17 protein-coding genes are annotated in these 23,758 nt (G+C 53.8%); 8 read left to right on the top strand and 9 right to left on the bottom strand.

The annotated features are described in order from the left end of the window. The first annotated feature begins 62 nt into the window (after nt 1-62). Both cysK and ACR3ZL_RS08115 read left to right on the top strand, forming a co-directional pair. The gene (gene cysK / locus ACR3ZL_RS08120) at nt 63-1,004 is read left to right on the top strand and encodes a cysteine synthase A (RefSeq protein WP_486173358.1); all 942 of its coding nucleotides are present in this window, start codon (nt 63-65) and stop codon (nt 1,002-1,004) included. A 113-nt stretch (nt 1,005-1,117) separates the two neighbouring features. Next, entirely contained in the window at nt 1,118-1,306 is a 189-nt protein-coding gene (locus ACR3ZL_RS08115) for a hypothetical protein (protein ID WP_473648382.1), read from the top strand. Between the two features lie 47 nt (nt 1,307-1,353). Here the strand turns inward: ACR3ZL_RS08115 and ACR3ZL_RS08110 are convergent, their stop codons facing one another. Then, nucleotides 1,354-2,886 (bottom strand): glycoside hydrolase family 88 protein, encoded by a 1,533-nt coding sequence (locus ACR3ZL_RS08110; RefSeq protein ID WP_473648383.1) that lies wholly within the window; start codon nt 2,884-2,886, stop codon nt 1,354-1,356. Nucleotides 2,887-2,920: 34 nt separating this feature from the next. After that, entirely contained in the window at nt 2,921-4,387 is a 1,467-nt protein-coding gene (locus tag ACR3ZL_RS08105; RefSeq protein ID WP_473648384.1) for an alpha-L-fucosidase, read from the bottom strand. Nucleotides 4,388-4,633: 246 nt separating this feature from the next. Here ACR3ZL_RS08105 and ACR3ZL_RS08100 point away from each other — a divergent pair, with 246 nt between their 5' ends. The 3 genes from ACR3ZL_RS08100 to ACR3ZL_RS08090 all read left to right on the top strand — a co-directional run bounded on the left by ACR3ZL_RS08100 (nt 4,634) and on the right by ACR3ZL_RS08090 (nt 10,271). Then, nucleotides 4,634-5,956: an SGNH/GDSL hydrolase family protein gene (locus ACR3ZL_RS08100; RefSeq protein WP_473648385.1), complete on the top strand. Its 1,323-nt coding sequence runs from the start codon at nt 4,634-4,636 to the stop codon at nt 5,954-5,956. A gap of 2 nt (nt 5,957-5,958) precedes the next feature. After that, nucleotides 5,959-8,343, top strand: a complete 2,385-nt coding sequence (locus ACR3ZL_RS08095) for an SGNH/GDSL hydrolase family protein (RefSeq protein ID WP_473648386.1) — start codon at nt 5,959-5,961, stop codon at nt 8,341-8,343. A 503-nt stretch (nt 8,344-8,846) separates the two neighbouring features. Next, entirely contained in the window at nt 8,847-10,271 is a 1,425-nt protein-coding gene (locus ACR3ZL_RS08090; RefSeq protein WP_486173357.1) for a GDSL-type esterase/lipase family protein, read from the top strand. Nucleotides 10,272-10,433: 162 nt separating this feature from the next. Here ACR3ZL_RS08090 and ACR3ZL_RS08085 read toward each other — a convergent pair whose 3' ends face one another. The 5 genes from ACR3ZL_RS08085 to ACR3ZL_RS08065 form a co-directional block, all read right to left on the bottom strand. Further along, nucleotides 10,434-11,942, bottom strand: coding sequence for a sulfatase (locus ACR3ZL_RS08085; RefSeq protein WP_473648388.1), 1,509 nt, complete (start codon nt 11,940-11,942; stop codon nt 10,434-10,436). Next, nucleotides 11,939-13,468 carry an arylsulfatase gene (locus ACR3ZL_RS08080; protein WP_473648389.1) on the bottom strand — a complete coding sequence of 510 codons (1,530 nt, stop codon included), beginning with the start codon at nt 13,466-13,468 and terminating at the stop codon, nt 11,939-11,941. Before ACR3ZL_RS08080 ends, ACR3ZL_RS08085 begins: the two co-directional genes overlap by 4 nt. Beyond that, nucleotides 13,465-14,181 (bottom strand): hypothetical protein, encoded by a 717-nt coding sequence (locus tag ACR3ZL_RS08075; protein WP_473648390.1) that lies wholly within the window; start codon nt 14,179-14,181, stop codon nt 13,465-13,467. The genes ACR3ZL_RS08080 and ACR3ZL_RS08075 overlap by 4 nt, the downstream gene beginning before the upstream one ends. 12 nt (nt 14,182-14,193) lie before the next feature. Beyond that, entirely contained in the window at nt 14,194-15,135 is a 942-nt protein-coding gene (locus ACR3ZL_RS08070; protein WP_486173356.1) for a glycoside hydrolase family protein, read from the bottom strand. A gap of 325 nt (nt 15,136-15,460) precedes the next feature. Then, complete coding sequence (locus tag ACR3ZL_RS08065; protein ID WP_473648392.1) at nt 15,461-16,198, bottom strand: PAS domain-containing protein; 738 nt, start codon at nt 16,196-16,198, stop codon at nt 15,461-15,463. Nucleotides 16,199-16,440: 242 nt separating this feature from the next. On the opposite strand from ACR3ZL_RS08065, the gene ACR3ZL_RS08060 reads away from it, so the two are divergent. From ACR3ZL_RS08060 to ACR3ZL_RS08050, 3 genes are all read left to right on the top strand, one after another. Beyond that, nucleotides 16,441-19,614, top strand: a complete 3,174-nt coding sequence (locus ACR3ZL_RS08060; protein ID WP_486173355.1) for a DUF1553 domain-containing protein — start codon at nt 16,441-16,443, stop codon at nt 19,612-19,614. A gap of 95 nt (nt 19,615-19,709) precedes the next feature. Further along, on the top strand, nt 19,710-21,155 hold the full coding sequence (locus tag ACR3ZL_RS08055; protein ID WP_473648395.1) for a DUF1501 domain-containing protein: 1,446 nt from the start codon (nt 19,710-19,712) through the stop codon (nt 21,153-21,155). Between the two features lie 37 nt (nt 21,156-21,192). After that, a complete protein-coding gene (locus tag ACR3ZL_RS08050) occupies nt 21,193-22,026 on the top strand; it encodes a phytanoyl-CoA dioxygenase family protein (RefSeq protein WP_473648396.1) in 834 nt (277 codons plus the stop codon). Here ACR3ZL_RS08050 and ACR3ZL_RS08045 read toward each other — a convergent pair. Continuing rightward, nucleotides 22,023-22,976 (bottom strand): alpha/beta hydrolase family protein, encoded by a 954-nt coding sequence (locus tag ACR3ZL_RS08045; protein WP_473648397.1) that lies wholly within the window; start codon nt 22,974-22,976, stop codon nt 22,023-22,025. The two genes, ACR3ZL_RS08050 and ACR3ZL_RS08045, sit on opposite strands and share 4 nt — an antisense overlap. A gap of 146 nt (nt 22,977-23,122) precedes the next feature. Then, nucleotides 23,123-23,632, bottom strand: a complete 510-nt coding sequence (locus ACR3ZL_RS08040; protein ID WP_473648398.1) for a P-loop nucleotide/nucleoside kinase family protein — start codon at nt 23,630-23,632, stop codon at nt 23,123-23,125. Nucleotides 23,633-23,758 lie beyond the last annotated feature (126 nt).

Genomic DNA, 23,758 nt, shown 5'->3' with positions numbered 1-23,758 from the left:
GAAGGCTCGCCCGACATCGGTCATCCGGTATTCGAATATCTAAGCTCCTAAGGAGATTCACCATGCCCCGTGGAAAAACGTACGACAACATTACTCGCGCGATTGGTGACACGCCGATGGTGCAGATCAATCGTCTTGTCCCTGCGGGCGATGCGACTGTGTTTGCGAAATGCGAATTCTTCCAGCCGCTTAACAGCGTGAAGGATCGTATCGGCGTGGCCATGATCGAGGCCGGTGAACGTGACGGACGGATCAACTCGACAACCCACATCATCGAACCAACCAGCGGTAACACCGGCATCGCACTCGCTTTTGTGTGCGCCGCCAAAGGTTACAAGCTGACTCTGACGATGCCTGAATCCATGTCGGTCGAACGACGTGCTTTGTTGCGTGCAATGGGCGCGAACCTGGTACTGACGCCCGCTGGCGACGGGATGAAGGGTGCCATCGACACGGCACAAAACTTGGTCGACAAGACCGACAACGCGTTCATGCCACAGCAGTTTGAAAACCCGGCCAACCCAGCCATCCACGAAGCCACGACGGGTCCGGAAATTTGGGCCGATAGCGGTCAAAAGATCGATGCGATTGTCGCCGGCGTCGGAACCGGCGGAACAATTACAGGCGTCGCCCGATTCCTTAAGAGCGTAAACCCAGACTTCAAAGCCTACGCTGTCGAGCCGACTCATTCGGCCGTTATCAGTGGCGGATCGCCGGGCAAACACCGCATTCAAGGCATCGGTGCCGGCTTCATCCCTGGCAACTTGGACACATCCATCATTGATGACGTCATCCAAGTCGAAGACGAAGACGCTTTCGCATGGGGCCGCAAACTGGCCAAAGAAGAAGGCATCGTCGGCGGAATCAGCAGTGGTGCCAACATGTGCGCCGCCGCAGCACTGGCCGCCCGTCCAGAAATGAAGGGCAAACGAATCGTCACTGTGATGTGCAGCCTCGGCGAACGCTACCTGAGCACCCCGCTGTTCGGCGACTTGGCTCTGTAGAAGACGGAATCCATAGGATTCCTAGTTTGGCTGCCTCATAATGGACGAGGCAACGATCCTTTTACACCACTCAAGGCAATTACAACTCATTGCCTGCGATTAAGAACTTCGTCTTGAGCAAGCCGAAGGCGTTCGTCTTTAGCCTTACCCTGACGACGATGGCGTTCGAGACGAACGCAAAACCAGATGTGGTCGACGCATCCAATGCCCTAAGCAATGGATATCGCCCTGAGCATTGGATACCGATTGAGAACTGGATGGGACGCTTGTTTCTCATCCAGTTCCAATATCTAACCATCTGACTTCGCGTTAGGCAGCGAGAGTGGCCACTTGGTTAGCCTTGACCGGACTACTCTTCTAACGCTGCCAAAAGCTGAGCGGCCAGCCCCATTCCCACTGGGAAGATCACACGTTTGTTGCTCTGCGCTTCCGGGGACCGGTTGCTCGGCGTGCCGTGACTCAGTAAGCCGTCCGCAGTCAGGTAATCGGCTAGCCCAGCCTTCGTTTTCATCGCGGCGGTCCGTGCCTTTTCAGGCAATATGCCTTCGGCAGCTCCGATCGCTAACGCCGCTGCGATCCCCGCTGAACCGGAGGTATCGACGGACTGTTCTGGCAGATCAAACAAATTTCGCCACAACCCATTGTCCTGTTGATGGCGAATCGCAAACTCCATCACACGAACTGCCTCCTCGCGAAGATCGCTCGTATCCGTCCCCTCAGGAGCTTCCGCGATTCCCCGGACGAGGCCAAGGAAATACCACGTCACGCCGCGAGCCCAGTTCTTCATGTGCCGACGACCATTGGAATTCCGCAACCAAATGCCACCGTCTTCATCAACCAGCAACTTCTTCCGAAGCCGAAACTGGTCCAACGCCATCTCAATTAACTTCGGATCGTTGCGCAAGGCGGCAACGTGCATGAGTGGATAACCCACCGTGTACGAACCCTCGGCGCTGCACAGCCCACCGTCTTGAATACAGCCTTCGGCGAAGCCGGATTTGCGACGATGATCCTTCCAGAAATCGATCGCCAACTGAATACTAGGATGCTCTGGATGAACCCGAGCAATGGCGGCGAAGGGCAACGAATCCTCAATGCCACAAACTCGGTTGTCAGCAGGAACACTCTTGGGATCTTCATACACCAACTGATCACCACGCAGATACAACCCCATCCGGTCATGAAAGCCTTTGGTCAGTTTGCCGTTATTTGAAACCTGACTTAGATCCCATATCCCATCCAGCAAGGCACCTTCCATCCAACCGAATGGCTGGATCGTATCGACACCTTCCATCCGAGTCATGTACTCCGCCCATCGATCTGTCTTATCCGCAACCATCAAGTGCGGCTGCAATACATCGGGGATACCGTTTTGATTTTTCAAACTTGTCGCAGAGGCATCCGTGGTAACCCCAAACAGGCGAACTGGAGCATCGCCGACCGTGCGAGTGATCTCGATCCCTTCGTCCAACACCCGCTTTGCCTGAACACGGTTGAGGTTCAGTTCAACGATTTGAAAAACTGGTGAGAAGTTAAAATCGAATGCCCCAAACGGCTCAACGTCGCCGGGGAAACGAACCTCCAACAACAGCTTTTCGCGAGAATCCAAAGCATTGGCGAAGCGCAATCGAATCGTATCCCCAGGCGGAAGCTCGTTGACGGACCAACGAAGATGTGTTGGTGAACCATCACTGGCCGGTGCGATTGCCATCGTGGGCCAAGCGAACGGAACACGCTTACCCGCTGGAACGGGAAGATCTGGGGCCTGCACCGTCGCGGCCGGTAGGTGAATCGCTTCAGCGAAACTGACTGGACTCGCAATGAACAAGCCAAACGAAAAGACTACCATCACGGCAATCAGCTTCAAACGACGAAGGGTCATGGGGATTCTCTCTGCAGTAAATAAATTCGGAATGCTACTCAGGCGAACGATAAGCTTCTAAGGTGCTGAGTGTGGGGCAAGCTCGACTATCCAGAATCCGAACTCGCAAACCGTTCGTGGTGACCGGAGCAAAACGAAGAATTTTTCGGACCCCGATGGTAGTCCCCGCCGCGATTTCCTCCCACTGATTTCCGATTTTGGCATCAACAGCAAACCTTTTGATTCGCTGTCCCAATGGGATGTATTCCTGAATCCGCAACCGATCGATGTTTCTCGCCTTACCCAAATCGATCTCTAGATTCGCCTGCAAAACCCCATCGTCCGCCGCCCAATAAGTATTGCGATCTCCATCGGTGAGATGCGCGGCGGTATACCGAACCGAGTTACCCCGAGTGTTGCTACTGCTGACGACGGTTTGCTTTGCTAAATCGTTGGCGAATGTTTGCGTTATCACTTGGTGAAATTCCTTCAATCGCTGAGCATCCGTCTCATGAAAACGGCCACGGCGATCCGGCGGTACGTTCAACAGCAGGTTCGCACCATTTCCAATACTGCTGTAATAGATTTCCACCAATTGATCCACTGACTTCACCTGAGCGTCTTGGTCGGAATGGTAGAACCAACCGGGACGAATCGAAACATCGACTTCGGCAGGCATCCAGCGAGTGCCGTCGTCCTGACCAACTGGCAAAATCTCGAGCTTTGCTTTTTGCGACTCGAAATCTTCGTCTCGCATCATCGCCCAGTTAGTCTCGCTGCCCGCTCCCGACTCATTGCCTACCCAACGAACATCCGGCCCCCGATCACTGAACATGACGGCCATCGGCTGCTTTTCACGCACGATTGCCCAAGTTTTCGCCCATTCGTAGTACGACTTCGCGTCAATCTTTCTGGTTTCGTTCGCACCACCATAAAATCCATCGCCGCCATTGGCCCCGTCAAACCAAACCTCGAATAGCGGTCCATAGTTAGTCGTCAGTTCACGCAGTTGGTTGCGGTAATACTGCACGTAATCTGCGGTCGCGTATCCGGCATGGTTGCGATCCCAGGGTGATAAATAGACACCGAACAGAATCCCATTCTCTTCGCAGCCCTTCGCCATCTCACCCACAAGATCTCCGCGACCGTTCTTGTAAGGCGAAGCCTCAACATCGTGCTCGGTGTAGCGACTGGGCCACAGACAGAATCCATCATGGTGCTTGGCAGTGATGATCAGCCCTTTCATCCCCACTTCGTTGGCGACCTTCGCCATCGAGGCTGCATCACAATCCGTTGGATTGAACACCTCGGGCGACTCATCGCCATACCCCCATTCTTTATCGGTGAACGTGTTGGTCGTGAAATGCACAAATCCGTAGTACTCCAATTCGTGCCAACGAAGCTGCCGTTCCGTCGGAACAGGCAGCAACGGCGGTGGTGGCTCCACTGCGATCCCTTCGTTCGCACTGAAGGCAAGGATCATTCCCAACAGCCATACGCCTGCGATTACCGTCGTCTTCATAAGCTTCCATTCGTGGAGTGAGATTCATGGTGGCCCAACACAGCCGCCCTATTGGTCGCAGTCATGCGCGTCGGCCGCGTATCGGAGTTTCGAGTGCCGCAAGGCCCTTCGCCAGACGGGGCCTAAAAAAGTTTGGCCGAAACACCAGGATTTTCAGTCCAAAAAGGCGTAAACGGTCACTCTTAAAGGCCCACCCTTGCTAACGTCCTTCGAAAGATTTGCGAACGCAATTTCGCTGAACATTCCATGAAAAATCACAGAATTCTGCTATCGCTAGCAGTACTCCTCGTTTGTTCGGTCGCCCCCAACACCCTGCTTGCGGATTCTCCACAACCCATTTGGGAACTGGGTCACGATTCAATTGAATCGCAACTGATGCAGGGAAATATCGATCCGCTTTCGAATATTGTCGAGGTTGACGGGGCTAATTCCTTCGGGTTACCAGCAAGTGTACTTGGGGCACAAGTTAACTATACAATCCAATTTGAAGTCAAGCGCCCCGCCGAAATGCAATCCGGCCACGGAGTTGTTCTTGTTTCCAACTCCGATCCAGATTCCAACGCTGGAATCAAACTGTCCTATCATCCACCGTCATACAACGCCGGTTGGGTGCACTGCAATGGTTATCGAACTATCGAACAGCGAGGATTCTTAAGCGATAAGTTCACCAAATTGACACTCGTCGTGAAAGACAAGCGACTTTCACTCTTTCGCGACGGACTGATTTTGGCGGTAACCGACGAAATTCGACCCAGTCGCTTACCGTTGACCTTCGGTGGCGCACAAAGTGATCAACGGATGCCGCAAAGCTACCAATTGCGGAACGTTAAAATCTACGACCAAGCGGTCTACCCAACGGATTTTGATCCAAGTGTGAAAAGGATGAGAAATTTCAGTGGCGATCAATACGTCATGCAAAGAGCGGAAATCGAAGATCCGACACTGCCACGCATCCTGGTTGTCGGCGATTCGATTTCAATGGGCTACCGGCGGTTCATTACGGAACATTTCGCAAACCGGGCTTATGTTGATTACTGGGTTGGTTCGGGCGTCGAGTGGTACGGCAAAGACATTCACGCGCCGAATGCAGAGGCAGCGCGTGCCTGGACCGGAGTTTTGTCGCAAGGTCCCTACGACGTGATTTCTTGGAACGCGATGACCCTGCACTGGTGGCATACCCAACAAACCAATCGTTGCCCCGAAGACTCATTGGCCCGCAACATCGGGGATGCGGTCGACTTTTTGAAAGAGAAAGCACCTGACACAGACATCCTTTGGGTCCGCTGCACTCCGATCCGTTCTAACCTCGCCGACGGCACCCCAACGCTTGACAACCCCAACAACGAACGCGTGAAACGATACAACCAAATGGTCGACGAGGTAATGCAGAGCAAAGGTATCCCCGAAATCGATCTAAACCCGATCGCTGCAAAACAACTGCACACGATCGCAAAAGGCTCCAGTGACACACTGCACTGGGGTCTGGAGAACTCTCGATTGTTTGCCAACGAAATCATTGCAAAGATCGAATCCACCCTGGCTAAGCGACACCCCACCCAAGGACAATAACAATGATGCACCGATCTATGATCCATCAAACAACGATTGCAGCCCTCACGCTGGGATGCATCCTGCTCGGTACACCGACCCATCGAAACAACGCGCACGCCGACAAAACGGTTCAATTAGCGGAAACGGATGCACTTGCTCTCGAAACATCGCTGACCGTCGGTGAACCGTTTGCCGATGGAGAAGTGGTGTGCTTTCTCGGTGACAGCATCACCGCCGGCGGCTACGTCCAAACGATTGTTTCGGACTACTACTCGACACGCTTCCCAGATCGAAAAATCGAATTCGTCAACGCGGGTCGTTCAGGCGATACAGCCAGCGGGTCATTGAAACGACTTCAAGAAGATGTCATCGATAAGCACCCAACCACGGTGATCATCAATTTTGGAATGAACGACGTTAACCGTGGTGCCTATGTTGAAAACCCCAGCGAAAGCAAACTAGCGGCCCAGCAACAGGCTCTTGATCGCTATCGATCTAAGATGGAAGAATTGATAGCTCGCATCCGCACGGAAGCGAACGAGCCCAAATTGTATCTCGTGACACCTTCGCCGTTTGACGACAAAGTGATCCTGGATCGCGACAACAATCAGCCTGGCTGCAACGATGGACTAGGCCGCTGCGGTGACATCGTCCGTGACTTAGCGAAACAAAACGGCGCCGTCTTCGTGGACCTACATACCCCGATGAACAAGCTGAACCAGCAGCAACAAAAACTTGATCCGAAGTGGACAATTATTGGCCCCGATCGCGTTCACCCCGGTGACCCAGGCCGTCTCATGATGGCGTGGCTGTTCTTGAAGTCGCAAGGAGTGCCATCGGTGATCTCTAAAACCGTCATCGACGCTGAGACCGCGAAAGCAATCGAGAGTGTCAACGTCAAAGTCTCGAACATCTCCATTGACGAACATGGGCTGAACTTTACCGCCGTTGAATCGGCATTGCCGATGCCAATCAATAACGGTCCAGCAAAGATGTTGGAGTTGCTCCCCATTGAAAGCGATCTCTTTCAACAAACGCTTTCCGTGACCGGACTGGCTTACGGGATCTACGAACTGCAAATTGACGACAAAGCGATTGGTCAGTTCCAAGCGTCCCAGCTACACGAAGGCGTCAACCTCGCGTTCAATAAAGCCACACCTCAATACAAGCAAGGCCGCACCGTCGTCGATCTCAACTCGAAACGCCGCAACGCGGAAGCACAGGCTTGTAGCTTGCTCAATACCCGTCGCTGGATGCAAAGTTATTACAAGGTCGACGTGGACGATCCCGAAGCTGTCCAAAAGCATTACGACCATTTCGAAGACAAGACCCAGTACAGTGCCGGGATGGCCAAACGCTACATTCGCGATTGGCCTAAGTACACCGAACTTCGTAACCAAGTTCCAGAGCTTGAACAAGCCGTCATCCAGGCTCGCCAGCCCGTGCCGCACACCTACCGGCTACGGCGAATCAGCCCAATCGCTTCGACGCCCGGCGTCGCAACTGGTGATCAAACGGTTATTGAACAGACGCCCGGCTTAGTCGGTTTCTGGACGTTTAGCGAAACGCCCGGCCAGCCAAGGTTTTCGGTAGGCACTGAAGCGTCGCTGCCTTTGACAGAAGTCGGCGGTCCCATTGCACGTGACAACGCGGGACCGTATTCGGGATACTCAGCGAAGCTTGACGGCAAGCACTACTTCAAGATCCCGTACGCCGAAACCGGCAAACTGAATATTTCCGGCCCCGACGCGCAAGTCAGCATGTTCTCGGTCGTCCGAATTGAAAACCTGCATCACAGCCGGACCATTGCTGGTATGTGGAGCGAAGGCAAAGGAAGCAACGACGACACAGGCACCCGGCAATACAGTTTGCTAATGAACATGCCAACCTACGGCGGTCCACGTCAACTCGTGCCCCATATCTCTAGCGAAGGCGGGGTGACCCGGCGAGCGGACGGAAGCTCCTTCCCTTGGTGTGCCGACTATGCCGCTTCGGTCAGCGAAGTGCCCGAAGAAACCTGGTGCACGCTCGGATTCACCTATGACAGCGAATACATTCGCGCTTATATCAACGGGGTGATGGAACCGCGAGCACTGAATCCTAAACAAGATCGTCGCAACGATCGCTACTTCACCCAAGAAGGCCCCAACGGCGGCGACCGAGGAATGAACCCTTATTACCACGGGCGTGGCATTTTCGAATACGACCCAGCCAAACACGCGGAAACCAAACCGGACGGTGGAGCCGACTTCACCGTTGGCGCCAGGTACGCGGTAGGCTCGTACACCCGTGAATCGACGATCGGCAATTTTGGTGGCTTAGCCGTTTTCGATCGTGCTCTTTCCGATGACGAAATGAAGCGTCTGCACGACTCAGCAAACATCGATTCGCTTAACCAAAACTGAACTCCAAAGCAAAACCTCACCCGTCGATCGGTTACCCCGATCCAGCGGAAGGGAGATTCCCGATCACGTCTGGTCAGTGCAATTTCAGTTCAACCGTAATGGACGAGGAAACGAGTCCTGCAATTGATCGTATTAAGCGAGGCAACGAACTCAGCACCGATCCGGTCCACTGCTTTAGCTATCCGGTCGTGACGTGGTTCGCTAGTCACCAGACCGGATCACCCTTAGCGGCGGGGAAAACAAAGAACAACTTTGAACGTCCTAGCCCTGGATCAAAATGCTGGAAGTCGCTTACCGGATCACAAGTCGCACAAAGGTCACTCGTGAGCAATATCGGCAACGCAGTCAACTAGCGGCGGAAGCGTATCGATTAGTCGACGTCTATTCTGCATGCGAATTTAAAAGTTGCTCCTACTGAAGTACTTAGCATAGCTGCTAACCAGTCTTTTCGATCCATCGCACACGCCCGCAAGTTCCCTCAGTCCAACCAATTCAGCAATCACATGAAGCCAACCTTCCTATATTTTGTCTTGCTCGCGTGTCTCACTTCACAACCGACCTGGGGGCAGACCACGACACTGGAGGAGCCACCGACAGACGTGTCGTTTAAGAACAATGCCATCATCCCCGTTCCGAAACTGGAGCGAGATTTCTATGACTGGCATGATCGTCACCGTGATGTGATCGATGCGATTAAAGCGAAACCGGTTGACCTCATCTTCATCGGCGACTCCATCACCCACATGTTCGGTGGTACCCCCAAGTCGTCAGTCGCTCGGGGTCGCGAAACGTGGGATCGTCACTTTGCTCATCGAAACGCAATCAATCTAGGCTTTGGTTGGGACCGGACTCAAAATGTGCTGTGGCGTCTAAAAAATGGCGAACTGGACGGCATTCGTCCCAAAGTGGCAGTGGTACTTATTGGAACTAACAACCTGACCGGTACGAAAAACGCACGCTCGAACAGCCCGAAGGAAATCGCTGCTGGCGTCGAAGCGATCTGCCAAACGATCCATGAAAAGCAGCCTCAATGTCAGATTCTTCTGCTGAGTGTTTTGCCACGATCACCCGAACGATTTATCGAGCCGATTCGAGAGATCAACCGCTTCATCTCGCCGCTCGGTCAACGAGACTTCATCACATTTCTAGACTTGACAAAACCATTCGCCAATTCAAACGGCCTTCCTAAGCCGGAATTGATGCATGATGGCGTGCACCCGAATGCCAATGGCTACGCGTTGTGGGCAAATGAGATGGAACCGGTGCTTGCAAACCTACTAGGTGATCGCCCGGTGCTATCAAAGAAAAGCGATAAGATCAAAGTTAAGGTTGTCCAGTGCTGGGACGACAGCATGACCACCGACATTCCCCTGGTCGCCCTACTGAAGAAGCATCACGCCAAAGCGACGTTCAACATTATCCCGCGTGAGAAACGCAATAAGTTCTTCGTGAAGAAAAAGACGGATGGCGACCGTGTGCTATTTTCGTTTCTTCGCAAAGACGATTCACGCGAGGGGGCACTTGAGGTTCAACATCTTGCCAACAGCGAAATGCCGGCGATTTACAAGGGATTCAGCATAGCGGCACATTGCGGTTTTCCGTTGGGTGATACGCCGGGCGAGTCCGAGGTTCGCCTACGAACCTTGCTAAAAACAAAAGCTCAAATCAAAAACGACTTCAATCAACCCGTGTGCGGATTCGTGTATCCCGGCGGTAACTACAGCCCCGTCGCCATGATCGACGTTCAAAAAGCGGGTTACCTTTATGCGCACAACCCGCAACGTAGAACCACCTTTGCCTCTAAACAATCCAATGGCTCAGCCTTCGACCTGCCACTGGAGCCATCGCAAATTCTGGGACCGCTACGAAGCGGCCAAAGAGAATGGAGGTGTGTTCTACTTCTGGGGACACTCGTGCGAACTTGGTGACGATCCCGAGTTATGGTCATGGCTGGAATCGATTTACCAACGCATCTCAGCGGACCCCGAAGCCGAATGGGCCGACGTCATCGATCTATTCTCAATGCAACCTGCTTCCACTGAGAATGACGTTGTGGATGCCGTCTCGCTAACCCATTAAGTCGCCCAAACCTAGCGAAGCGACGATTCCGGCGGCAACGGCACGTCGTTCGCTTCTCGCCAAGCGACTAACTCTTTTAACAACGCCTGACATTGCTCTGGATTCGTTTCCGCAAGATTATGTTCTTCACGCGGATCGTTTTTGAGATCATAGAGTTCCAACTTCCCATCCGCCAGGAATTGAATCAACTTCTTATCGTGCTTACGAATCACCGAGCACGTACCGTGTTTGTACCGACTCGCAAGGTGCCAAAAGAGCGGTCGATCTTTGAGCGATTCGGGTTCTCCTTGGAACAGGCCCGTGATCGAATCACCATCGAGGACACCGTCGTAGTCAATACCGGCGACATCCATGAAGGTGGGAAACAGGTCGAGACCCGCGACAGCGGTTTGCGTCCGGCGTGCGTCAATCCTTCCCTGCCAATTCATGCAAGTTGGGACTCGAATACCGCCTTCGTAGATATAGCCCTTCTTACCGCGTAGCTGATCATTGCTTCCTACGTTTTGACCGTTGTCGGACGTAAAAACAATCAGCGTGTTTTCACGCAAATCATTTTCGTCTAAGAACTGAACGATCCGCCCGACGTTGTCATCAAGCGATTCAATCATCGTCGCGTACTGAGCCTCACGCTCCTTATCCTTGCCGCGGCCCATTCCTTGTCCTGTAACGGGATCACCCGGCTTGTCGCGATACTTTTGAACAAGGTCTTCACTGCGTCCGCGGATCGGGCGATGCACGGTGTAATAATGCATGTTGATAAAAAATGGGCCCTCTCGATGTTCGTCCATGAATTCGATGGCTTCGTCAGTCAATCGATCGGTCAACCATTCATCATCTGGCTTCGGTTCGATGAACGGATTGCTAAAGGGAGCGAAGTAACCACCCGTTTCACCTTTGTACCCACCCACTTCGAGCGCCGGATCGCCACGATAGGTTCCGCCAACATTCTTGAGGTAGCCGCGGCCTTCGGGGTAATACTTTTGGCAATGTTCTTTGTGATACGCAGCCCAACTGAAGTCCGACGGATCAGGCTGCCCTAGCTTTCTCTTCAACGGGAACTTCATCGCCATTTCCTTTTCTGGGTAAGGCCCGACCAGGTGCCACTTACCCAAATGGATCGATTTGTATCCTGCCTCGGCCAAGGGTTGGCTGTACATGATGTGTTCTTCGCCAACAGTCCATCGCGAGAAAATATTCTGTTGGTGGTTCCCAGATTCAAGAACCGGAACGGTGTACACACCCGTTCGAAAGGATTGTTTCCCGGTAGCCAATGCCGTCCGCGACGGCGAACACGTGGGATACATGTACGCGTTTTCAAACACCAAACCGGTTCGCGCGAGCGCATCGATGTGGGGAGTTTCGTAATAGGTCGAACCGTTGAACCCAACATCCGCGTTGCCGAGATCGTCGACCAGGATGAAGACGATGTTCGGTTTGACGTCGCCCCATGCTTGAGACACGCAACCAAACACAACGCAGACCATCGCGATCAGCGCACGAAACCGTTCTTGGAATCTCATCGTAAATCCGGTCGTAGAGAATTGATTTCTTGTTGAAGCAGTTTCTTTAAACTCGCAACCTTTTCAGGGTACTGCGCGGCTAGATTGAAACGTTCTTCGTTATCTTTGTGAATGTTGTAAAGCTGAAAAACACTGTCTTTCTTATTAGCTTCCACCAATTTGAATCCATCGCTAGCGATCAGAGCACTGCTTCCCATCGACGTGTTTCGATTGTTGACGACGACAAACTCGTGTTTGTTCAATTGCGGCTTACCCAACAACGTCGGCAAATACGATATACCATCCTTCCCGGCGGGCTTCTCTTCACCAACGATATCAGTCAACGTGGCGAGGAAGTCATAATGCGAACTCAATAGGTCCGTCTCGGTACCACCAGCAATATTACCAGGCCAGCGTACCAACAGTGGACACTGCATGCCGCCCTGATAGCCGCTACGCTTCAAACCCGCTCGCCCACCCGCACCATCAAACACGTCGCCACACTCGGACGTTCGCCACTTCTTATCCGTCAAGTTTGCTCGATCTCCGTTCGGTAAACGCTGTTTTCGATAAGCGGGCTTGGGGCCATAGTAAAGCTCGTGCCCATTGTCCGATGCGAACGCCACGATCGTATGGTCATCCATGCCAAGCTTTACCAGTTCGTCCAAAATTAGGCCGACGTGATCGTCGAGCATCTTAACCATGGATGCAAACTTCTTTTCCGCAAGACTCATCGTCGGATGATCTGCAAAGTCCGGGTGCAACTCTGGGATCGCGACTGGGCCGTGCGGCAACTGAGTCGGATGGTACAGAAAGAACGGCTCGTCAGTATGGGAACGCAGGTATTTTAAGATACCTTCGATGAAAACGTTTTGTGAATAGGTTTCGCCACCGTATCCAACCGGTTCGTCACCTTGCTCGCTTGTCTTGCCACAATCCGCCATCGCGTTGCCCGGCAAGTCAAAACGCTCTCCGTTACGCCATAAATAGGGCGGATAAAAACCGTGACAACGCTGGTGATCGTAGTAGCCTTCATAGAAATCCCAGCCAAAACGTTTCACGCGTTCATGCCAGGTGAGGAAGCCACGATCGAGTTTGCCGAACTGTGCGGTTTGGTAACCAGCCGACTGAGCGACTTGAGCTAGGAAGACTTCATCGTCTGCGATTGGGTTCGAGTTTGCTTTATGTGCGGCCAACCGTTTTTGGTACTCCGCCTCCGTGATTTTTCCCGAATCTCGCAAGATCGGAAGCCCAGCACGGTTATGGGCCCAACCGCCAAGACGACCATCGCGCATTCCCGTCAATAACGTCCACCGCGCCGGCGCACAAAACACGCCTCCGTAGTAGTTCGTGAACTTCATCCCCTCGGCCGCCAACCGATCGATGTTGGGCGTCTTGACAACTTCCTGGCCGTAGCAGCCCAACATTCCCGGGCCAAGATCATCCGCAAAAATGAGAATCACATTGGGACGATCCGCGGCATGACCAAACCGCGTGCCGCCGATCAACGTCAGCAGTACGAATAGCAGGGAGGCGACCGACTTCATCTCATGTTCTCACTTGGCAAGGTGATGCTTTTGGTAAACGTCTCGGTGGGGAACGACTCGCTGATTAACCGCACGGTAACATCATGCTGGCTACTCGGCTGAAGATCACGACTGCACACCAACCGAACCATTGATGTTTCAAAGGGCCTAAGTGGACGCACCGAACCGGATGCGATCACCTCGTCGCCGATAGAAACCTCGACAACCGATCGCGAAGATTTCGCCTGACCAAAATTTTGGACTTCGACGTAAGTCTCAAGTCCTTCACCAGTGTATTCGAACTTAGGTGCCAGGGAAGAAAGCATTGGATTAACGAATGACACCCCGGGCAATCTCGCCCAACCGATCAACAATTTCCCCTGACTTGTCTTACCCTGCAACTTGCCCGCGAAGTTGTCCGCGGTAATACCGTTCCCGCGTCCATCAAACACGAGAATCAGGTCTTCGCCAGCTCGCTCGGTCGCAAGGAGTGCACTGCCCCCTCCGTAGCTAACTTCGTGTGAAGCGTCAAAAAGCAGCGAATCCAATTCGATGTCGGTGTGAGGATCGAAACCGTCTTCGGCTTGGATCTTTACCCGAATCTGTTCGGTATCGGCCGTGATCGGTTGCTTGTTCTCGATCTCCAACAAACGCTCCACTGTCAATGGAATGACAATGTGTTTGGAACTGTGTTCGTCGTCAGGCAAGTCCGTATGCTTTTCGCTATCGATCACGGCGAAGTGTGCCTAGACCGCTCGGCCGTGTTGGTCCTGCAAAACCCGCATGCGTTCGTACTTGTACCAATCCGGGGCGGTCCCATCTACATATCGGTCGATGCCTGGCGCGTAAGCTTCGCCCGGTTCGGTAACCCAGTGAATGCCGTCTTTGGATCGCATGTAATACGCGATCCGTCCCTTCCAGTCATTGGCGATCAAATGGAACTGAACCTCGTCTTTCCATATCAGCGGATCTTCAAAAATCCCTTCGACCTTGGGATAGACCGATTCCGGTGAAACGAGGTACCAATCTTTCAATCCGTCAGGGCTCACCCATGCCAGACCACGCCGGGAAATGGCTGTGACGGAACCGTCGTCGCGCGGCGCGAAGGTGAAACTCACACGGCGTTGAACACACCAGCGCTCGCGTTTGTGAAAATCGAAAGCGTTCAGCTTCCACGGACCGTTCAAGTTTTTCGAGATATAAAATTTCCCAACACAGTAGATCACATAGCCTTTTCGGGTCTGGTACAGAGTAGGGTTGTGTCCGTGACCAATCGTATCGCGATACTGATAAGGCCCCATCGGATCATTCGCGACGGCATGAACAACCACCGAGTTGTGATAATCGAAGTGACCGTGTTCAGCGTCCTCGGGCCAACGGCAAACGTACAAGTGGTACTTGCCGTCGTCGCCTTGCACAGCGTTACCACCCCAATATGACCACTGCGGATCTTCGATACCGTTGAGCACGTCTCGGGGCAACACATTGTCACCACCCCACGCATCACGCATTACTTCACCGCGAGGAACGACCGGCTCAAAACGGTCCTTGAACTGACCTCCCCACACAAGACGCCCCCACTCCGCCGGACGCTCTCGATTTACATCGTCGGCAAGCACTTCAGACGTTGAACTAACGAGGGCACCGCCAAGCAACATGAGTGTGAACAAAATACTTTGTCGATTCATCGCTCGCCTGATTCGCCATGCGTAATTCCAGGGGCCTAGAAACGTTCTAAAAGACCCGACAAGGAGATACGGTTCGACTGCCTGAATTAGACAAAATACTGGACGGCCACGCGACTTTCGCCCTGTTCAGCGAGGATGTTTACACATCTGCTTGCCTGCAGGTCAGCCGACCAGGACGAGCACCATTTCCGGTTCAACCTAGTGCTTCATCCAGATTCAAGTTGGGGGTAGTGGGCGAGGCGACGAGCCCGTCTGGTCGGTGAGTGGATAGGATTCGTCGCCTCATCCACTACGATCAACCCCAAAATGACATGTAGATGAAGCACTAGCGACTTTGTCGGTACTGCGACGGCGACAAATTCATCATCCGCCGAAAGCTGCGGCTGAAGTGCGCGTGATCGTAAAAGCCGCATGCATGAGCGATTACCGAAACGGTCTTTTCTGTTTCTCGCAGCAACTTCGCGGCATGTTCAACCCGGATGCGAACCAAATATTGCCGCGGCGATGCCCCAAACGCATGCCGGAACCGCCGTTCGAAATGGCTCACCGATAACCCCGCCATCTCGGCAAGCTGCTCGGTCGAAAGGCTGTCGGCGAAATGCGTGTGCAAGTGCTCCATCACATTGGCGAAAGCGTCAACGGAACCTGATGGTGTTTGAATCCGCTCGATCTGTCTCGAGATCCCAGCCACCCCAATCACTCGCCCCTTGCGATCACGAAGCGGAACCTTGCTGGTCATGACCAGACGAGGTGACCCGGCGTCTTCGGGAGCACTTTCGACCCGATTGGAAATCGGTTCACCCGAGTCCATCACGATGGCATCATCGGCGCGATATTCATCCGCTCGTGATTTGGGAAAGAAGTCATAGTCCGTCTTACCGATCGCTTCGGATTCGAAGGTCACACCACAGTACTCACACCCGCGCCGATTCAACGCCATGAAACGACCCTGTCGATCCTTAACAAAGAAGTTCAGGCCTGGCAGATGATCAAATAATGCGAAAACTTGATCGCTCGGCCCCAGTTGAGCGAAAAACTTCCTTTGGACACCGGTATTTTCCATGGCCGCATTTTACACACGAATGAGCATTCTGTGCAAGACACGCCTACCGACGCTGCTATGATACAAGTCGGTCAGGAAGCAAATCACCCGGCGACAACGGGCTGTCATACGTGTGTCTTGAAGCGTTTCGACGCTGCCCGCCAGCCAATCTCCGGTTTTCCTTTCAGCCGATCCCCACCCTTCCGGTCCTACCGCGTGACCTCGTGCGTCGGACTGCCTCAAACCAACCGATACGGAACCGAATGCGACTCTCCCCATTCCTGTGTCTGCTCCTTACTCTCGGTGCCTCCATTTCTGGGACTGCCAAGGAAATTGATTTCAATCGTGACATCCGACCAATCCTGTCGGACAAATGTTACTTTTGCCACGGTCCCGACGAGAACACTCGGGAAGCCGGCATGCGATTGGATTCCCGAGAGGACGCGATCGATGTGATTGAGTCCGGCGATTTGATGGAACGGATCCTCAGCGAAGATGAGGACATGTTGATGCCGCCACCGGCATCGAAAATCGAATTGACCCAACAAGAAAAGGAAACCCTACAAACCTGGATCGAACAGGGTGCCGCCTACGAAGGACATTGGGCTTTTGAGTTGCTTCCTGAAACGGTAGAGGTCCCGAGCGTCAGCGTTCCAGAATGGCCCCGCCAAACACTAGACAATTTCGTCTTAGCCCGGCTGGAAGAGAATGATTTGGCCCCTAGCCCCGAAGCCGACCCGTTGCGTTGGTTGCGGCGAGCGACGCTTGACCTGACGGGACTGCCACCGACGCCGCAAGAAATCGTGTCCTTCGAATCGGCATTCGCCACGTCAGGCGAGGCCGCATACCAGGAAGCAGCGAAAAGACTTTTGAACTCTCCCTCGTTCGGTGAGCACATGGCAGTCGCATGGCTGGACGCTGCTCGGTACGCGGATTCGTACGGCTATCAATCTGACAAGCTGAACACGCAATGGCCCTACCGTGACTGGGTTGTTGACGCAATGAATAAGAACTTGCCGTATGACAAATTCTTGACGTGGCAAATTGCCGGTGACTTGTTGAACAATCCCACACGGGAACAACAGGTGGCAACCGCGTTCAATCGCATCCACCGTTTGAACAATGAAGGTGGCGCTGTCTTTGAAGAGTGGCGTCTGGAAAACGTCGCCGACCGGGTCCACACCTTTGGAACCGCCGTGCTGGGTCTGACGATGGAGTGCTGCCGTTGCCATGACCACAAATACGATCCGATCCCGGCAAAGGACTACTATTCCCTGTCCGCATTCTTTAACTCGATCGACGAAAGCGGCGTGTACGACCGCACCGAAAAGGTGCCATGCCCATCGGTGCTGCTACCCACACCCGAACAACAATCAGCGTTGGACCAAGCCAAGTCCGAACTCGAAAAGGCGGAACAACTTCGTCAACAAACGCTTGCCGAGGCCCGCAAACGTTGGGAATCCTGGACGCCTGATCCTTCCACTCCGCTATCGATTCCAGATCTCCGTTTGGCGTTGTCCTTTGATCGCAATTTCGACAACTCGATGAAGGCGACCTTTCATCCATCGCAAGGCGACCGAGGCTGGGCCGAGATGCCCGATTTGGTCGAGGTCACCGATACTCCGTTGGCGCGATTGGAAGCAAAGTCCGCCGCCGACCTTGACGAGTCACACGACCTGCCAAAACGGCGAGCTCTCACGCTTGACGGCGAACGCGGCATCACCACGACTGGCATCACCCCGTTTGATCGATGGTTACCCATGTCGGTGGTTGTCTCGATGCGTGAAACGAAACGTTCACCGCTGCGAAGCTTGATCGCGCACCACACTCGTGGCACCGATTGCGGATACAACGGCTGGGACCTGACGATTGAAGATGGGCATCTCGAATCACGTATGGCCCGAGTTTGGCCGGGCAACGCGATCAGCGTCCGCACGATCAACCGTATCCCGGTCGACACATGGCACCAAGTCACCGCGACGTACGACGGTTCGTCCAAGGCGACCGGTTTGAAGCTTTACTTGAACGGCAAATTGTTAGAGACCGAGGTGGTTCGCGACAACCTCAAGAAGAGCTGCAACGTGCTGGTCGACCATGGCGGAGAGTTTGTCGTTGGACAACGATTTCGAGCCCGCGGATTCACTGGCGGCTTGATCGACGATGTGCGTGTCTACGAGCGAGCGTTGACTGCGATTGAATTGCGAACGTTGGCAAACGGCAGTGCTAAACACAATTCCAACAAACCTGATTTTGAATACTTCGTCTCCGCCATCGACGCTCCCTCGCGGTCTTCGCTTGAAGCATTAACCCAAGCTCGAGAAGCGTTTGTTATGGCGGAAGAGGTGATGAATGAAATCCCGGTCATGCGGGAAATGCCCGAGCAGCGGCCCGCTCACGTGTTGGCCCGAGGCGAATACAGCGCCCCCAAGAACGACAAGACGTTGGTCAACCGGGAAACACTATCGGGCTTGCCATTGCCGTTTCCTGAAAACGCTCCGAGAGACCGACTGGGCCTGGCCCAATGGGTAACCGATCCACAACATCCGTTGACCGCCCGAGTCGCAGTGAACCGGATTTGGGGCAACTTCTTTTCATCGCCCTTGGTGGGCACGCCAGAAAACTTCGGCTCACAAGGCGATCTACCCACGCATCCCAAACTACTTGACTGGCTATCTCGGGACTTTGTCAGCAACGGATGGGAAGTTAAACGTTTGTGCGAATCGATTGTGCTCTCAGCGACGTATCGACAAGACTCGGCCGCTAGCCCTGCAAAGCTGGAAGCCGACCCCAACAATAAACTATTGGCACGAGGTCCTGCCTATCGATTGGCGGCCGAACAGATCCGTGACGTCGCGTTGGCTGCATCAGGGCTGATGAACGACCAACGAGGCGGCCCGCCGGTATCCCCTTACCAACCCGGCGAAGATCTTTGGAAAGAGTCCAATAGCATGTCACCGCCCTTCAAACAGTCCGTTGGCAAAGCACTGTACCGTCGGTCCCTTTATTCGGTTTGGAAAAGGACCGCACCGCTTCCCAACATGATGGCATTCGATTCGACCACGCGAGAAGTTTGCTCGGTAAAACGTTCTCGCACCAACACACCGCTACAAGCACTCGTGCTACTCAACGATGTGCAATTCATTGAAGCGTCACGCGTCATGGCGGAAGAAATACTTCGCAGCGAAACCGATAACGCGATTGAGCTAGCGTTCTTAAAACTCACCGGGTCCAAGCCTGACGAGATCGAACGCATGACTCTACAGCAGTTGCTGGAAGACGAGCGAGCGTTTTATGCCGACCATCCGGATGCCGCGAAGGAGTTGGCCCAGATCGGTGAGTCAACGGTGGATGGGAACCGCAACGCGATCGAACTGGCCGCATTCACGAACGTTTGCCAGGCGATTTTGAACCTCGATGCCACCATTTGGAAACGGTAGCAGATACTCGGCACCGGACGTTTCTCACACTCCGGAATGCATGAGCATCCACCAACGCAAACCGAACATTCAACTTGAATAAAAAGAGCAATAGCATGAGTCTCCCCACACCTCACGACGCTTTCGCACACAACCGTCGAGTCTTCCTCAAAAACAGCGCATCGAGCGTCGGCACCGCCGCGCTGGCCAGCCTGCTTGCCAGCGATTCCAGTTCAGCGGCAACCGCCACACCCGGCCTCGCTACCGGCACACATTTTCCAGCCAAAGCGAAACGAATCATTTATCTGTTTCAGTCCGGTGGCCCCGCCCAGCAAGACTTGTTTGATCACAAGCCGTTACTCAACGAGATGAACGGCAAAGAACTGCCCGCCGAGGTTCGTGGCGAGCAACGTTTGACTGGCATGTCGGTCAACCAATCGTCACTCCCAATCGCTGGCTCTCACTTTAAGTTTTCACAACACGGCGAGTCCGGTGCTTGGCTGAGTGATTTGTTACCGTACCACCGTGACATTGTCGACGACGTGTGTTTCATCAAATCGATGCACACCGAAGCGATCAACCACGATCCAGCGATCACGATGTTCCAAACCGGCTCACAGATCGCTGGCCGCCCGTCGCTTGGATCTTGGCTGTCGTATGGACTCGGTAGCGAAAACAAAGACCTGCCCGCGTTCATCGTATTGGTTTCCGCCGGTCAAGGCGGTCAACCACTCTACGCGCGGCTTTGGGGTAACGGCTTCTTGGATTCCAAATATCAAGGCGTGCAGTTCCGCGGCGGCAACGATCCGGTGCTGTACCTATCCAATCCCAAGGGAATCCCCTCGACTCGCCGCCGCGCACAACTGGATGCGATCAACTCGCTGAACCAACACCAATTCTCACAAGAACACGATCCCGAAATCGAATCGCGAATTGCGCAGTACGAAATGGCGTACCGAATGCAAACCAGCGTCCCCGATGCGGCTGACTTTTCCGACGAGCCTGAATCGACCTTTGAACTCTACGGCGAAGACGCGAAGAAACCCGGCACGTTCGCGGCAAACTGTCTGCTGGCTCGCCGATTGGCCCAACGCGACGTGCGTTTCATTCAGCTCTACCATCAAGGATGGGACCAACACTCCAACCTGCCTAAACAAATCCGAGGCCAAGCGAAGGAAACCGATCAAGCTTCCGCAGCGTTGGTCAAAGACCTGAAACAACTCGGTTTGCTCGACGATACACTCGTGATTTGGGGCGGCGAATTCGGACGCACGTCGTACACCCAAGGTGTTTTGACGAACGACAATTACGGGCGAGATCACCATCCACGATGTTTCACGACCTGGATGGCTGGTGGCGGAATCAAGCCGGGGATCAGTTACGGCAGCACTGACGAATTTGGCTACAACGTAGTCGAAAATGGTGTGCACGTGCACGACTTCAACGCGACCGTCTTACACTTGATGGGGATCGATCACGAGCGTCTGAATTACCGCTATCAAGGACGCCGTTTCCGATTAACCGACGTCCACGGCGAAGTGCTCAAGAACATCATCGCCTAAGTCGCGTTATCGATTTCCCCATCGTTAGGTTTCTGCCATGAACACGAGCGTCGACGACATCCCGAACCCTTCCCCAAGCCAGCTAGCCGCACTGCCGCGGCAAATGGGATTTGTTCCCGCCGAAACCGCTTCACCTGGGCTACTCACCGCGGCACAAATCGACCAGTACAACGCGACAGGCTATTTGATGCCTTTCGACGGGCTCGATCCAACCGAGGCCGCTGAAACCAGAGCATTTTTCGACGGGGTGCTCGCTGCGTTCATTGAACTGGGACGGACCAGCTATTCGATCAGCACGGCGCATCTGCGATTCGCTCGCATTTATGAACTCGTGCAAAACCCACATATCGTCAACGCCGTAGCGGACCTGCTCGGCCCCAACGTGGTCTGCTGGGGCTCGCACTTCTTTTGCAAAATGCCGGGCGACGGAAAACACGTTCCCTGGCATCAAGACAGTACTTATTGGCCACTCAGTCCAACGAAGACGGTGACCGTTTGGCTAGCGATCGACGACGCCGATCCTGATAACGCGAACATGAAGTTCATTCCGCGTTCGCATTCCCATGGGCTAATTGATTACGACGAAACCCAAGACGCGGACACGGTCTTGAACCTCGCAGTTCAAAACCCAGAATCGTATGGCGATGAAGCGGTCGATGTCACATTGAAGGCGGGTCAGTTCTCAATGCACTCGGACTTGCTGCTACACGGATCCGAAGCCAATCAATCCGACCGCCGTCGCTGTGGATTGACGATCCGATACGCCGCTGCCGACGTGACAACTTGGTACGACTGGCACAAGAAAGGATTCCTAGTTCGTGGCGAAGACGCAAACGGCCACTGGGCGAACCCGCCCCGTCCCACTCACTAGCGAGTTATGAAATCCAACAAAGTTTCCTCATCGACTGCTCGCGTTGCACCGTGTCCTTCGCCGGAAACTTTATAATGGACGACGTCGCCGCCTAGGTAACTGAAAATTTCTAGTCGGCCGTCGATTCGGCTTGGACTGGTAAGTTTGTTGCCTTGGTAGCCCATCGCTTTCGCCCACAGAAAGATCGACTCTTCGGCGTCGACAAAACCCAGCTTGCCGCCTTTCGCGGGAATGCCGCGGGAAAGTCCCCCGCGATAGGGGACCAGCCGATCATTCGTTCCCGAGATGCTCATCAGCCGCTTGCCCGACAGCGGAATCACCACGGTCTGGTAGTTGTTGTCGTCGCCCTTTGCTCTGAAATTCTGACCATCGTGCTGGAACACATTCAGCGGACTAACGCCAGTCACGTAACAGCGAATGTGCGGCAGCCTGCATTCGATCGCCAACTGATTCACCAACGCCGAACCGTTGGACGTGCCCATGATGGTGAAATTGTCTTTCTGGACGTTGTCATACGCTGACAGCCTTTGAACGATCTCTTCAATAAAACGACGGTCGTCAGCTTCCGACTGTTCCGCCACGATGTTCCAAGATTTTCGGTAGCCATCCGGGAACACCATGACATAGCGTGCCGCCATGGCTGGATGAGTTCTTAGAAAGCCATGCATCGTCGCCTGTCCACTTCCGCCATTGCCATGTAAGAACACGAAAACTGGAAACGGACCTGAGCTGGGACCTCTGTCCTCGTTACGTGCCGATGACGCGTTACCGAGAGGTAACTTCATCGCACCAGCGGGAACGTTCACGTAGTACGGCCGCTGAAAGTCCGTTTCCTGCGACCACGACATTGAAACGGAATACTTGCCCGACGTCAGGTCATCCCCCACTGTGACAAGCGGAACCATGCTGCAGGCAAGCATCACGACAACTATCAAAACAAATCGTCTCAAAATCATTCCTTCAAGAGAAGCATCAAATTGGCTGGCCAATCATTTGGGAATTCGCCACACACTGATCAACCGATCATCAAAGGATACCGTCAAAAGCAATAGCAAAACGGCGGCAAACCATCTTCGTCATTTGGGTTGGACTGTATTCAAGTCGAACGAGTGTCGACCAGATTGACTTCGAACGCTGGCTTTGCGATCGGCGCGTCTTGAAGGTGCTGCTGCCAATCGATCAGTTTCGCCTGATCTCTCGGATTGCCTCGTTTTTCGATCCGGCTACGTCGAGTCGCATCGTCACAGGTTAGAAACCAGACTGTGGGTTGCACACCGAAACGCTCACGTAGCCGATCGGGCCATTCACCGTCATTCAACTCGCGCGAAAACGGCCCCACGATCACCACGCTCACATGCGATAAGTTATCCCCGGCCGTCTGGTACAAGCATTCGTAAACTGCATCACGAAAAATCCGCTTATATTCAGGGCTATCTCGATCCGTCGCCGGCATCCCCGCCGCAGCCAATCCTGCACGGACAACAGGTTCGGTCATGGTGTCACTATCGAGCAAGACCGCCGCATGCTCGGCAGCCAACCTTTTAGCAAACGTGCTTTTACCAACACCAGCAGCCCCGGTCACAAGATGAAGACTGTGCACACTCATTTACAAACAACTGACATGGGAGAATCTAGACGCCAAAAAAATGGCCTCGCGTGCCGCTATCTGAACGTGCTCTACGCAATATAGTCAACGCCACCACATCACGCTGTTAACGTTCGCACAGATCAA

It is taken from the genome of Rhodopirellula sp. J20-39 (assembly GCF_057365095.1).
Note: the sequence above shows the minus strand (reverse complement) of the source record. Positions and strands in the feature narration are given on the sequence as shown.

Bases quoted from the DNA above. Each gene is read 5' to 3' on its own strand.
- ACR3ZL_RS08110 (WP_473648383.1), bottom strand. From the start codon at position 2,886: ATGACCCTTCGTCGTTTGAAGCTGATTGCCGTGATGGTAGTCTTTTCG.
- ACR3ZL_RS08080 (WP_473648389.1), bottom strand. From the start codon at position 13,468: ATGAAGTCGGTCGCCTCCCTGCTATTCGTACTGCTGACGTTGATCGGC.
- ACR3ZL_RS08040 (WP_473648398.1), bottom strand. From the start codon at position 23,632: ATGAGTGTGCACAGTCTTCATCTTGTGACCGGGGCTGCTGGTGTTGGT.
- ACR3ZL_RS08090 (WP_486173357.1), top strand. From the start codon at position 8,847: ATGAAGCCAACCTTCCTATATTTTGTCTTGCTCGCGTGTCTCACTTCA.
- ACR3ZL_RS08070 (WP_486173356.1), bottom strand. From the start codon at position 15,135: ATGAATCGACAAAGTATTTTGTTCACACTCATGTTGCTTGGCGGTGCC.
- ACR3ZL_RS08100 (WP_473648385.1), top strand. From the start codon at position 4,634: ATGAAAAATCACAGAATTCTGCTATCGCTAGCAGTACTCCTCGTTTGT.
- ACR3ZL_RS08055 (WP_473648395.1), top strand. From the start codon at position 19,710: ATGAGTCTCCCCACACCTCACGACGCTTTCGCACACAACCGTCGAGTC.
- ACR3ZL_RS08105 (WP_473648384.1), bottom strand. From the start codon at position 4,387: ATGAAGACGACGGTAATCGCAGGCGTATGGCTGTTGGGAATGATCCTT.
- ACR3ZL_RS08065 (WP_473648392.1), bottom strand. From the start codon at position 16,198: ATGGAAAATACCGGTGTCCAAAGGAAGTTTTTCGCTCAACTGGGGCCG.
- ACR3ZL_RS08085 (WP_473648388.1), bottom strand. From the start codon at position 11,942: ATGAGATTCCAAGAACGGTTTCGTGCGCTGATCGCGATGGTCTGCGTT.
- ACR3ZL_RS08060 (WP_486173355.1), top strand. From the start codon at position 16,441: ATGCGACTCTCCCCATTCCTGTGTCTGCTCCTTACTCTCGGTGCCTCC.
- cysK (WP_486173358.1), top strand. From the start codon at position 63: ATGCCCCGTGGAAAAACGTACGACAACATTACTCGCGCGATTGGTGAC.
- ACR3ZL_RS08050 (WP_473648396.1), top strand. From the start codon at position 21,193: ATGAACACGAGCGTCGACGACATCCCGAACCCTTCCCCAAGCCAGCTA.
- ACR3ZL_RS08095 (WP_473648386.1), top strand. From the start codon at position 5,959: ATGATGCACCGATCTATGATCCATCAAACAACGATTGCAGCCCTCACG.